This window comes from Mesobacillus sp. LC4, assembly GCF_053543455.1.
Genome location: NZ_JBGCUB010000002.1, coordinates 290,975 through 303,969 on the forward strand (window position 1 = coordinate 290,975; position 12,995 = coordinate 303,969).

At 46.0% G+C, this 12,995-nt stretch carries 10 protein-coding genes; all 10 read left to right on the forward strand.

What is annotated here, in order from left to right; translation table 11 throughout:
* Nucleotides 1-121 precede the first annotated feature (121 nt).
* The 10 genes from essC (at nt 122) to AB5I83_RS08135 (ending at nt 12,947) form a co-directional block, all read left to right on the forward strand.
* The gene (essC, locus tag AB5I83_RS08090) at nt 122-4,741 is read left to right on the forward strand and encodes a type VII secretion protein EssC (RefSeq protein WP_448974349.1); all 4,620 of its coding nucleotides are present in this window, start codon (nt 122-124) and stop codon (nt 4,739-4,741) included.
* Nucleotides 4,734-4,985, forward strand: coding sequence for a methyltransferase (locus tag AB5I83_RS08095; protein ID WP_448974351.1), 252 nt, complete (start codon nt 4,734-4,736; stop codon nt 4,983-4,985). Before essC ends, AB5I83_RS08095 begins: the two co-directional genes overlap by 8 nt.
* Nucleotides 4,986-5,144: 159 nt before the next feature.
* Nucleotides 5,145-5,885, forward strand: a complete 741-nt coding sequence (locus AB5I83_RS08100; protein WP_448974353.1) for a hypothetical protein — start codon at nt 5,145-5,147, stop codon at nt 5,883-5,885.
* Nucleotides 5,886-5,889: 4 nt separating this feature from the next.
* Nucleotides 5,890-7,296 (forward strand): Mbeg1-like protein, encoded by a 1,407-nt coding sequence (locus AB5I83_RS08105; protein WP_448974355.1) that lies wholly within the window; start codon nt 5,890-5,892, stop codon nt 7,294-7,296.
* A 3-nt stretch (nt 7,297-7,299) separates the two neighbouring features.
* Nucleotides 7,300-7,491: a hypothetical protein gene (locus tag AB5I83_RS08110; RefSeq protein WP_167831138.1), complete on the forward strand. Its 192-nt coding sequence runs from the start codon at nt 7,300-7,302 to the stop codon at nt 7,489-7,491.
* A gap of 35 nt (nt 7,492-7,526) precedes the next feature.
* On the forward strand, nt 7,527-7,829 hold the full coding sequence (locus tag AB5I83_RS08115) for a WXG100 family type VII secretion target (RefSeq protein ID WP_041964574.1): 303 nt from the start codon (nt 7,527-7,529) through the stop codon (nt 7,827-7,829).
* 30 nt (nt 7,830-7,859) lie between these two features.
* Entirely contained in the window at nt 7,860-8,162 is a 303-nt protein-coding gene (locus AB5I83_RS08120) for a pore-forming ESAT-6 family protein (RefSeq protein WP_102264547.1), read from the forward strand.
* Between the two features lie 528 nt (nt 8,163-8,690).
* Complete coding sequence (locus AB5I83_RS08125; protein ID WP_448974358.1) at nt 8,691-10,013, forward strand: FHA domain-containing protein; 1,323 nt, start codon at nt 8,691-8,693, stop codon at nt 10,011-10,013.
* Between the two features lie 20 nt (nt 10,014-10,033).
* The gene (locus AB5I83_RS08130) at nt 10,034-10,825 is read left to right on the forward strand and encodes a PP2C family protein-serine/threonine phosphatase (protein ID WP_448974360.1); all 792 of its coding nucleotides are present in this window, start codon (nt 10,034-10,036) and stop codon (nt 10,823-10,825) included.
* 172 nt (nt 10,826-10,997) lie between these two features.
* Nucleotides 10,998-12,947: a protein kinase domain-containing protein gene (locus tag AB5I83_RS08135; RefSeq protein WP_448974362.1), complete on the forward strand. Its 1,950-nt coding sequence runs from the start codon at nt 10,998-11,000 to the stop codon at nt 12,945-12,947.
* Nucleotides 12,948-12,995 lie beyond the last annotated feature (48 nt).

The window sequence follows — 12,995 nt, forward strand, 5'->3', positions numbered from 1 at the left end:
TAGAGATGCACCCAAGGTTTGATGTAAAATTACACTTTTTGAGATAAAATGGTAAAAAATATTAAGTTTTCACTTTACATACTGTTGAAATACAGATATCTAGGGCTGGGGAGGAATTGAGTTGATTCTCACACTTTTTGACCGGAATCGGGTATTCGATCTCGTTTTGCCTGAACGAGTCACAGGAAGGTACATACTGAATACAGAAGATCAAGAAAACAACCCGGTCGATATGCTGGCTGTGGAAGCGGAAGAAGGCCAGTGGTACCTGAAATCCAACAAACATGCCTATTTAAAGGATAACGCCAACGAAATACAATCAAAGGTCCTCATTGAACCATTCAAAACATATAGTATTCACCGCAGCGATCATCATTCCGCTCTAGTCTATGTCGAGCCGCAAACGGCGGACCGAAATGAATTCACTAAACATATCGTAACTACCAATTCCATTAAAATCGGTCGTTCGCAGGAAAGCCAGATTTGTTTTTCGAACAAACTGGTATCAAGTTCCCACTGCGTCATCGAGTACAGCAGCAATGGCAAAGCTGTCATCAAGGATTTCAACAGTTCCAATGGTACATATGTCAATGGAGAAAGAATCAGGGAAAAGGAACTGGCTGTCGGTGATGTTATTTTCATCATGGGTCTTAAAATCATTTTCAACGGCCGTCTATTATCGCTGAACAATCCGCATAAATCCGTTTTCCTCGACCGGAACGCATTCAATTCATTCATTGCCGAAAAACCTGTAGTCGAAAAAGAACTCAACCTCGATGAAATACATATTGAAGAAGAAAATGATCAACTTTTTTACCGTTCTCCGCGCTTTAAACGTGATATTGAAGAAACGACGATAAAAATCGATCCGCCCCCTCCGCAGCCGAATATTGATGAAACGCCATTGATGCTTTTGCTTGGTCCGTCGATCACGATGGGGATGGCTTCGCTTTTCACCGGTCTTTTGGTCTTGCAAAACGTAATGAGCACTGACGGGGATATTATGAGAGCGATGCCGACGCTGGTGATGTCAATCAGCATGATGATCGGTACTGTACTCTGGCCGATTTTAACAAAAAAATACGAAAAAAAGCGCCGCATCAAGCTTGAGGGCATCCGCCAGGAAAAATATTCGAAATACTTGGCGGAAATGAAGCAAGTGATCGAGGAGGAGTGCAAGCACCAGAGCGAAATCCTGTTCGAAAATCACGTCACCCTTGAAAACTGCCTGACAAGAATCAAGCGCCGCCAGCGCAATCTCTGGGAGCGAGGGATCGGGCAGAATGATTTCCTTAAAGTACGCCTGGGAATTGGAGACCTGCCGCTGAACGCGGAAATCAAATATCCTGAGAAACGCTTCATGCTTGAGGATGACAATCTTCAGGATGAGCTTTATCAAATCGTAGAGAAGCCGCAAATATTAAAGGATGTGCCGGTCACTGTCGACCTGACGGAGGAACGGATCAGCGGAATCATTGGCAGAAGGGAAGAAGTGAAGAGCTTCGTACAGGGACTGATATTCCAGCTGACAGCATTGCATAGCTATGACGAGTTAAAGCTCGTGTTCCTATACGATGAACATGAGCATCATACTTGGAATTTCGTGAAATGGCTTCCGCATGTTTGGGATGATGGCATGACGATCCGTTTCGTTGCCACAGACGCCAATGAAATCAAAGAGCTTTCAGCTTATTTTGAAAAAGAAATCAGTGCGCGCCAGGCTCTTGATGAAGAAGATCTTGCGGAAATTGAACAGCATTATATCGTGTTCTCGATGAGCAAGAGTCTCGCTTCAAAGGCTGAGATGATCAATCAGATTTTAAAAGAAAAGAAGAATATCAGTTTCAGTCTTGTCACTCTCTATGACGAGCTGAAAAACCTGCCAAAGGAATGTACGAATGTCATCGAACTCGACAAGAGTTTTTCGAAAATCTATGACAAGGATGATATTTCCGGGAAATATATAGGGTTCAACGCAGACAGCTATCTGGAAGAAGATGCGGAGGAACTGGCTGTTAAATTAGCCAATATCCAGCTGAATACCTCACAGAAAGCTTATACCCTGCCTGATATGCTGACATTCCTGGAAATGTTTGGCGTGGGTAAAATTGAGCATCTGAATGCGTTGACGAAATGGAAGGAAAACAATCCTGTCCATACGATCCAGACGCAAATCGGTGTCGATACGCAGGGCGATCCGTTCATGATCGATTTGCATGAAAAATACCATGGTCCGCACGGGTTGATTGCCGGGATGACCGGTTCTGGTAAAAGTGAATTCATCATGACGTTCATTTTATCGCTTGCGGTCAATTATCATCCCGACGAAATTGCATTCATCCTGATTGACTATAAGGGAGGCGGCATGGCGAATGCTTTCGAAGACCTGCCGCATCTGGCCGGGACGATCACGAACCTCGATGGAGCTGCCGTCAACCGTTCATTGATTTCAATCCAGAGTGAACTGAAGCGCCGTCAGGCCATTTTTAGCGAAACAAGCCGGGTTGTTGACCAGAGTAATATCGATATTTATAAATATCAAAAGTTATATCGCGAAGGCAGGGTGAAAGAGCCGCTGCAGCATTTGTTCATTATTTCCGACGAGTTTGCCGAGCTTAAGGCACAGCAGCCTGAGTTCATGGAGCAGCTTGTCAGTGCGGCGCGTATCGGCCGAAGCCTTGGCGTCCACCTGATCCTGGCGACACAAAAGCCATCAGGTGTCGTCGACGACCAGATCTGGAGCAACAGTAAATTCCGCATCTCTTTGAAGGTGCAGGAAAAAGCGGACAGTATGGAAGTCATCAAACGTCCTGATGCTGCAGAACTGAAGCAGACCGGACGCTTCTTTCTCCAGGTCGGCTTCAATGAATTATTCGAACTTGGGCAGTCAGCTTGGGCTGGAGCGCCATATTATCCGTCCGACAGAGTCGAAAAGCATAAAGATGACAGTGTCGTTGTGATCGATGATCTCGGCCGCGTCATTAAGAATGCCCGCATTGATAAGCGCAAGTCCACGGTGAAAAATCCGCCGAAGCAAATAGATGAGATTACGGAATACCTGGCGAAGATGGCAGAGCAGGAGAACATCAAGGTCCGCCAGCTATGGCTTGAACCGATTCCTGAGCTCATTTACGTTGATAAATTGAAGAAAAAGTACGACGTTATCCAGCCAGGTTTTGCGTTGAACCCGATCATCGGTGAATATGATGATCCGGCGAACCAGAGGCAAATGGTCATGCGCATGCCGATCACTCAAGAAGGAAACGCGGTGATTTACGGCATTGCGGGCAGCGGAAAGACAACATTCCTGACAACGATGCTGTACTCACTGATGGAGGAACACACGCCGAACGAAGTGAATTTTTACCTGCTTGACTTCGGTTCCGAAACACTTGCCTGGTTCCGTGAAGCGCCGCATGTCGGCGATGTCATGCTTTCGCATGAAAGCGAGAAGATCCACAACCTGTTCAAGCTGCTGACCAGCGAGATTGAACGGAGGAAAAAGCTGCTTTCGAATTATGGCGGCGATTTTATCACCTACAACGAATTGTCGGGCGAGAGCCTGCCATCGATCGTTGTGGCGATTCATAATTACGCGGCGTTCTCTGAGATGTTCGAGGAGCTGGAGGAAGGCATTTCGTTCCTGACGCGTGAAGGCCTGAAATATGGCATTTACTTCATCGTCACCGCAATCAATACGGGAGCGATACGCTACAGGCTGCTGCAGAACTTCAAGCAGATGTATGTGCTCCAGTTGAATGACCAGAGTGAATACTCGGGTGTATTGGGCAATACGGACGGAGTGTATCCATCCAAATCGAAGGGCCGCGGCATTTTCAAGAGTGATACGACATATGAATTCCAGACAGCTCATATCACAAGCGATATAGACAATATGTACAGCTTCATCACCGACTACTGCAAAGGCTTGCGTGAAACCTGGACACAGCCGGCTGCAACGCGCGTGCCGATCCTGCCGGAAAAAGTGGATCTGGACTACTTGAGTGATGAAGCAAGGAATATGAACAGCAATAAAGTGCCAGTCGGCATCGAGAAGAACTCACTGAAAACAGCTTATTTCGATTTCCTTGGCAATTATGTGAATGTCGTGACAGCCACGCAGAATGATCAGTGTTCAGGTTTCATGCAGGGTGCAGCTGAAGTTTTCAACGCTTCTGAAGGCAGGGAGCTGATTGTCATTGACCCTAATGAGCACTTTGCGGCGGGCCGCACGCAGGATTATAAGTACATTTCCGAGGCATCCCAACTTGAAGATACCATTGTCTACCTGTTCAACACGCTCGTGCACCGCAACAATACGACGAAGGATGCTATCGAGGCAGGCGAACAGCCGCCAGTGTTCGGCAACATCACCTGCATCATTGATTCCTTCACTGATCTGATTATGTATCTGTCTCCGGACGGACAGGATAAACTCAAGGTCTTCCTTGAAAAAGGCAATGGCCTCAACGTTAACCTGATCATTTGCGACAGTGCTGACAAACTGAGCTCAATTTCTTTCGAGGCCTGGTTTAAACAGCATGTATCGCTTAGCGATTTTATCTGGTCAGGCAATGGCATCACAGACCAGTACGTCATGAAGCTCGGCAAGGTAACAAACGATATGTACCAGGAAATCCCGCCAGGCTTCGGCTATGTCGTCAAAAAAGGAAAACCAACACTCGTGAAGCTGTTGTCCTCAGTAGAAAGCATGCAAGAGGAGGTAGCGTACCATGGATAAGGTGCTAGTAGAGGTCTTCATCCCAGCCTCTGAAAAATCATACGATGTCTTCCTGCCGCTCGAAAGTAAACTGCACGAAGTCGTCTTCCTGCTCGCCGGTACCATGACCGAACTGTCACAAGGATACTTCTCAGCAACACACGACACCATCCTCTGTGACCGCAAAACCGGCACCATCCTGAACATCAACCAGACAGTCGAAGAAATCGGGTTGATGAACGGCGCGAAGCTGATGTTGATTTAGGCGGGACATACGCGAGACGGGACATGGGGACGGTTCTAGTGTCTCAGAAAGTGCGACGTAGGAACGATGCTCGTCTCACAGAATTTGTATATATGAACTTAGGGGCGGTTATCGAAAACCGGGCCGTCCCTGCTTTTTAAAACGGAAGGTGTGGAGAACTTGAAGAAGTGGATCAAGCTGACTGCGGCAATTTTATTCGTAATCATGGGAGGTGCGGGGTGTATGAGTTCGGAGAGTAAGGTTATTGAGCACGTAGAAGATAAATATAATGAAAAGTTTGAGATTGAAAGTACTGAAGAAGGCAGCGTTATTTTCCCTGAGATGTATGGTAAAGACAAAGTCATGGCTCATCCAGTAGGAAAGCCTGAGCTTGTCTTTCTTGCAGGTGAAAGCAGAAATGAAGATGGTGTATATTATGACACCTACATATTATCTATATGGTCGAACCAGCTTGATCAACTATATCAAGATAAGGTAAGTCAGGCGTTCAACGAAGATGTCGAATTCAAGACAATGCTGTTTGTGGAAGATGAGAAATACTCTGCTGAAAAGAAAGATTCATCTGTCACTGACTTTTTACAAAGAGATAACAATGGTGCGTTGCTTACTTTGAACATTGCCGTAAAGACCGACGGAGAACCGGAAGTGGAGAAATATTTGGAGCCGGTATATGAATTGCTGAACGAGCTTAAGGAATCTAATGCAAAATATTACGGTGTGACTGTCGGTTTTGTGGATAGTTCGGAAAATGTATCTGACTATATGAGGACATCCAATATTAACAATATTGACTGGTCAAACCTGGACGCTAAGGTGTATGGAACTATTATGGTTGATGATTCAATGGAAATTAGCAGTCCTGAGCAGATTAAAGAATATTATCAACCGCTTGAGGGGTGATGATATGTCCCTTGATCAATTAACTGATGAAGAGAAAAATGTCCTGCTGATGTTGTCGTACTATGATTTGCCCAATAATCAGCCTCTTAACGGAAAAAGCATAGAGAGAATTTGGGATTATGCCAAAATGAGTGCTGATAAAAATGAGGAAAGCTATAAACAGCTAGAAGCATTTTTTTCAAGCGATAGTTTTAAAAGTTCAAATCTTCATAGCATAAAATTATCAGGCTACCAGAACCATAACCCAAATGAAGGCAATAATACGAAAGGTGCATCCGACTCCGGCTTTGTTGGATACGCATTTAAAGATCAAAGTGGGAACTCGACTGCTATTTTTCGAGGAAGTGAAGCTATGGGGGATATGGGTCACTTAAGGACGGATTGGACCTCCAACTTTGAAGCTTCAATGGGAGTGGAAATTACGCAACAGAAGGAAGCGAATGCATTCTATCAAAAATACCTTGCGGATACATCAGGTGAAAGGTTGCTGCTTGGCCATTCAAAGGGCGGTAACTTGGCGGATTATGTTTTCATTAATAACCTTGATGATGACACCAAGGCCTATGTAATAAATGCTGCCCCATTATATTGGTGGTCCTTATCAAAAAAGGAACAAGAGGCGTTAATGGGAGATCGGCATGATTTTATCGTGTATTCGTTTGATCCAGTCTCACAGCTTGGCAAAGTGCCATATGTCGATAAGACGGTAGGCCTTAATGAAGATTATGATATTAAGAAGCCGTTTTATCCCCACTCACTGACGAGCAGTGCAGGGTTTGATGAGAATGGAAATTATCGAGTATATGAGAACGGACAATCGTTTGGCAGGTCTGTTCTAAACAATATGATCTTTGAAGATATCTTTTATGGACTTTCTACCTCTACACCAATAAAGGCTTATAAGGCTGCTTACGTTGTCGCCAATGCAGCGAAGTATGTCATGCATTATACGGCAAAAGCAATGACAGCAGCTGCCCATCAAATCCGAGAGCAGACAGTGAAGCTTGTCGTGGGCTTGGCAAAGGCAAAGAGGGAATTTGAGGAGCAAGTAAATTCATTTTTTACAGATCTTATTGCAAAGGCTTCTGTTAAAATTGGCAGTTTTATAGACGGTCTGAACGGCAACAACTTCCCAATCGAACCTTATATAAAAGTAGACATCCCACGGCTGTTCTACTACGCAAACCGTTTGCGCGCCGTGCAGAAGCGTGTTGCCCAGCTGAACGACATGATTGAGGATTTGTACTGGGAAGCTGGGGTTGCCGGGCTGGACAATGTCCTGGCTGCTGATATCAGCACGTCGTTCGATTTTAGGATTCCGGAAAGCATCAATTACCTGAACCGGACTGCGGAACTTTTACAGCAGAATGAAAGGTATCTCGCCGGAAAGGCCGGTTCAATCAGGGGGTAAACAATGGATGCGAAAGTGAGAAGCAAGATTAATAGAATTGCGGCCGAAGCGAACGCCATCGCCCGTGAGCTTGAGGATATCTCGAATGGCCTCAGCCATGAATTCAAGGGGATTGGCTCGGTAAAAGCTGCATCAGGATTGCGGCGTTCTGCGGAGAAATACCGCTATGTAAGCTATAAGTTAAGAAGAATATGACTCTATTAGGCATCACTTGAAAGGAGGTGAAAAGAATGGCAAGATCGATCACGGTTGAACCAGCAAAGCTTGAAACGACTGCTAACAAGATTGACCAGCAGGCAGCTGACTATGAAAGAAACTATAAAGCTCTTTTCAGCGAAGTCGAAGCAATGGCTGCAGCTTGGCAGGGTGCCGACAACCAGGCATACACTGCACAAATCAAAGGCTTCATGGACGACTTCAACAAAATGACTCAGTTGATGAGACAGTATTCAGAGTTCCTGAAAATGAGCGCGAAGACATACCGCGACACTCAGAGCGAAGTCATTAACCAGGCTAAGAGATTGAGCAACTAATCCTTAACATAACCCAGGAGGTGAAATACATTGGCAGGAGATGGAATCAAAATCTCGCTCGGCGAGGTTAGCAAAACGGCGGGCCAAATCCGCAACTTGAACCAGCAATTATCCACTAGATTGGAAGAAATCAAGAAGGACATGAACGCACTATCGTCATCATGGAACTCTGATGCTTCCAACACAATCCGCGGCAACTTCAACTCACTGGCACCACGATTTGAAGAATATCGCCAGGTGGTCGACAGCTACGCCAAGTTCTTGGATAACACTGTCACAAACTACAACACTGCAGAAACAGCGATCAACAACAACGCCAGCTCTTTTAAGTAATCACTTTTTACAGAGGGTAGGGGGCAAGCGGCTGGTGCAGTTTGCCCTTCTGTAAAATAAACCCCTGTGACGTGGCGATGAGCATTCAACGGGGATTATCCATCATCTAACGGGGATTATCCATCATCTAACGGGGATTATCCGTGACTCAAAGGGGATTATCTATCATCCAACGGGGATTAAAATCGGTGCAACGGGGATTAATCGCAGGTGAACGAAGATGAAAAGCGTATCAACGGGGAAGTAACCGTGACCCAGCTGGTGGAATGGGTCCCTTCCTGGGAAAAACGAGTCCACCCGTTGATAAAAGTTCCGCAGCCGTCGATAAAATCGCTTCAACCGTTGATAAAAGTTCCGCAACCGTCGATAAAATTGCTTCAACCGTTGGAAAAAGTTCCGTAATCGTCGATAAAAGTACTTCAACCGTTGATATTAGGATCCCAATCAATAATAAATTGCCTTTTTTTCGAAAAAACCGGAGCAGGCAGGCCAAACCATACATAAATTCAAAAATGGAGTCGAAGCGCAATGATCAAACAGGTGGAATTTAAACTGGAAAGCTACGGAATTTCGAAATTCCTTTATTATCATGCTGCCAGCAAGGCGGATATCGATGGCGGCCAGGTGGAGCTGCTGAGAGCGAGCCGAGTTCCGGGAATCCTGACGTGCAATGCGATTTTAGAGGGTGATAACTGCTTTCTTCGCTATGACATGATTTCCGATAACACGCTGGAGATGCTGAATTCCACGCCGGCGACGAAGGAGCGTCTCTTCAACTGCTTCCTGAATATTGCCGAAACGCTGGTGGATGCCCAAGCGAGCGGCCTTGATATCGAGAATTTTGTATTTAGCCAGCGTGAGATCTTTATTGATAATTTTTCAAACAGATTAGTTTTTATCTACCTTCCCGTAAAAAATAATATTTTTGAAAAGGTATCACTTAAAGGCTTTCTGCGTGAATTGCTGTTTTCGGCTCCTTACGAAGAAACGGATGATGCCGCGTTCTTCATCAAACTGCATAACTACCTGGTACAAACGGAGGACGTAACTCCAGAACATCTGCTGGAAAAAATGAATGAGCTGGCCGGTGAGGAAACGCTCGTACGCCAGCCTTACAAGATGCCGGAAAAATTAAAACAGGCAGAGGCGGCTCCAGCAATCAAAGCGGAGGAAGAGATCCTGACGGAAGAACCAGAGCTTGAAACACCATCCATCAACCCAAATTTCTACAGCCCGGGCAGCGAGGTCCACACCATGAAAACGAGCGTCGACAATGGGGTGCTGACTTCCGAGTATACAAGCCAGAAGAAGGATGTAAAAACAGGCCGCAAGCTTGAAATCGAGGAAGAGGTTAACTATAAGCGAATCACCAGAGCTGAGCTTGGTGAAAATAACGCTTTGTTAAAAGAGGCATCAGCACTCGGCAGCGGTACTTCAATCAACATACAGCCGGCAATAGCCAGCAGCAGTGAACATGAAGACGGAGGCACCACGGTGCTTGGTGTAATGGAGGATGAGGATGAGGATGAGGGGACGACTAATCTTGGACATTCGATTCGCAGACCATTTTTATTGGCTGTTTCGAAGAATGAAAAAATCACGATTGCCAAGGACTTTTTCAAAATCGGCCGAGATCCTATGAGAGCGGACTTTGCCTCGGAAAATAAAGTGATTGGCCGCGTCCATGCCCATGTAATCGTATCGAACGGCGAGTATTTCCTGGAAGACAATCATTCTACCAACGGCAGTTTTGTCAATGGAGTCAAGATTTCGCCAAAAGAGAAAGTCAAAATCAAGCATGAAGATAAAATCAAGCTCGCGAACGAGGAATTCATTTTCAGGCTTTATTGAGATGGATAGGAGGAACAAAGATGGCATTTCAAGTGGCCTATCATACTGACATTGGAATCAAGAAACAAACGAATCAGGATGGCCTGTTGCTGAAAACAGCAAAGACCCCTGAAGGTGAAATCGGCCTGTTTATCATTTGCGATGGCATGGGCGGGCTGTCTCACGGTGAATTGGCAAGTGCCACGGTGATTAGAGGAATGTCTGACTGGTTCGATCAAGATTTGCCAGAATTGCTGGAAGGCGGCATCGCTGAAAAGGAAATTCCCGGCCAGCTTGAGGAACGTATCCGCGAGCTGAACCTGAAAATTCTTGAATATGGCGAGGCTTCGAACATCAAGCTTGGGACAACGATCACAGCTTTGCTGATCCTCCACAAGCAGTATTTTATTCTTCAGATTGGTGACAGCAGGGCATATAGCATTAACGACAAGCTTGTCAAACTGACCGAAGACCAGACACTCGTCGAACGCGAGCTGAAGCGCGGTAATATTACCGCCGAACAGGCGAGGGTTGACCCGAGGCGGAATGTGCTGCTCCAGTGCATTGGTGCAACAAAGGACATCAACGTCGTCATCACGTCAGGCGATGTGGGAAATGGAACGATGTTTATGCTCTGCACCGACGGTTTTTACCATGAAATCAGAGACGAAGAAATGCTCGCGCACTTAAACCCGCAGTCTTTTACAGAAGAAAAACACATGAAAGAAAAGCTCGTTGAACTAGTCGAGCTCGCAAAAGAACGCCAGGAAACGGACAATATCTCGATTTTGCTGGCAAAACGGGACATGGGGAGAGTTCTCGCGTCTCAATAATGTGATTGAAGGACATGGGGAGAGTTCTCGCTTCCCAATAAAAGATTGACGAATCATGAGGAGAGTTCTCATGCCCCAATAATGTGATTGAAGAAACATGGGAACGGCACTTGAGTCTCACTAATCGGGTTTTACTGGAATGAGGAGAAACATCCCTACGTTTCTGGGAGGAATGAAATTGATACAAATTGGCACGATCATTGATGACAGATATGAAATATTGAAGGAGATTGGGCGCGGCGGCATGAGCGTCGTCTACCTCGCGATGGACAACCGGCTGAACAAGTCGCTCGTTGTCAAGGATATCCGCAAGCGCAGCAACAGCAATAATGAGCTGCTGATCAACAGCCTGGTCGTCGAGGCGAACATGCTGAAGAAGCTCGACCACGGTTCACTGCCGAAAATCTATGACATCATCGAGTCCGAGGGCGATATTTATGTAGTGATGGACTATATTGAAGGCGAGTCGCTGAAGGAACGCCTCAAGCGCGACGGCAAAATCCCGGCAAAAGAAGTGATCGAATGGGCGAAACAGCTGAGCGATGTGCTTGGCTACCTGCACACCAGGAAGCCGTATCCAATCATTTACCGCGACATGAAGCCGGATAATGTAATGCTTACGCCGGAAGGCAAAATCAAGCTGATAGATTTCGGGATTGCTCGTGAATTCAAGACCGAGAATCTCTCTGACACTACGAATCTCGGAACGAAGGGGTACGCGGCTCCTGAACAGATTTCTGGCAGGCAGACGGATGCGAAAACGGATATTTATAGCCTGGGGATCACGCTTTACCACCTCGTCACCGGGAAGAGTCTGAGCGAGCCGCCATTTGAGATCAGGCCCATCCGTGAATGGGACCCGACGCTTCCAGAGGGCCTCGAACATATCATCAAAAAATGCACTCAGGCCGAGCCGGCGAATCGTTATCAGAACTGCGAGGAGCTGAGTTATGACCTCGAGCACATCAACAGGCTGACGAAGGGTTACAAGAACATGCTAATCAAAAAACTGGCGATGTTCCTGGTTCCAGCTGTGCTGTTCCTGGCGTTCTCAACAACCTCTGTTCTTGGTTACAAAGGCATGAAAAATGAGCAGTTCCAGGATTATATGAATCTAGTCAATCAGGCGAGCATCGCATTGATGGACGGAGAGCAGACCGAGGCAATCAAGCTGCTCGAGAGCGCAACTCGCGTCGACAACGGACGCCCGGAGGCTTACATCAATCTCCTTGATTTATATATTAATAGAAACCAGACAGACGAAGGACTCGCCAAGCTGGAATCATACATACAGGATGAATACGGTGGAGTCCATGAAAATAATGAAGTTCTTTTTAAAATGGGAATGACCTATTTCGATGTGAAAAGGGATTACAACAACGCGTTGAAATACTTCCAGCAGGTGGATGAAAAAGAATTGCTTGATGCTAAATATTATAAGTCGCTGGCAACGACCATGAGCAGCTTGAACGTCGACTATACGAAGTTCGCAGGAGACCTTCAGGAGTTCCACGAATACAATGATGGCCTTGCCAATGACAGCAAAAAAATCGATAACTATAACTCTCTTGCAAATATTTATATTTCATACAAAAGCCAGATTCCCGGGGCGAACACCCAGGCAATTGAGATTGTACAGAAGGCGAAGGAAGTTCTGGCAAAGCTTGAAAACGAACAGCTTCAATTCAAATACGAAATGGAATTCGAACAGAAGCTAGCCCAGGCCTATTACAGCCGCGGTGTGAATTCCGAGGACAAAGCGAGTGCCCGCGACGATTACGAACAGGCAATCGAACATTACAACAACCTCCTTGATTTGAACGTCGCAGACCAAGAGGACGTCTATGTCAAAATTGGCGTCATCTATCAGGAAATGGGTGAATTCTCCCGTGCAGTCGAGCACTTCCGGAACACGGTGCTGAAAAAATTCCCTGACAGCATCAACGCCAATGTTAAGCTAGGCAATCTCCTCCTGGATATTGAACAAAACAAAGAAGAAGGCAAACGAAACTACGCTGAAGCGAAAAAAGTCTTTGAAAAAGCTGGGACACTGCCAGGTGCCAAAGACGACGAAGGATACAAAAAGCTCACCAGACGAATGGAAAACTTGAATATTCTCTAGGGAAGCAGGGGGCGAGCAAGGATACATCCCATGCTCCCAAGGAAGGCA

Excerpts from the sequence above, each read along its gene's own strand:
- AB5I83_RS08095 (WP_448974351.1), top strand. The coding sequence starts at position 4,734 with ATGGATAAGGTGCTAGTAGAGGTCTTCATCCCAGCCTCTGAAAAATCA.
- AB5I83_RS08105 (WP_448974355.1), top strand. The coding sequence starts at position 5,890 with ATGTCCCTTGATCAATTAACTGATGAAGAGAAAAATGTCCTGCTGATG.
- AB5I83_RS08110 (WP_167831138.1), top strand. The coding sequence starts at position 7,300 with ATGGATGCGAAAGTGAGAAGCAAGATTAATAGAATTGCGGCCGAAGCG.
- AB5I83_RS08115 (WP_041964574.1), top strand. The coding sequence starts at position 7,527 with ATGGCAAGATCGATCACGGTTGAACCAGCAAAGCTTGAAACGACTGCT.
- AB5I83_RS08125 (WP_448974358.1), top strand. The coding sequence starts at position 8,691 with ATGATCAAACAGGTGGAATTTAAACTGGAAAGCTACGGAATTTCGAAA.
- AB5I83_RS08130 (WP_448974360.1), top strand. The coding sequence starts at position 10,034 with ATGGCATTTCAAGTGGCCTATCATACTGACATTGGAATCAAGAAACAA.
- AB5I83_RS08135 (WP_448974362.1), top strand. The coding sequence starts at position 10,998 with ATGAAATTGATACAAATTGGCACGATCATTGATGACAGATATGAAATA.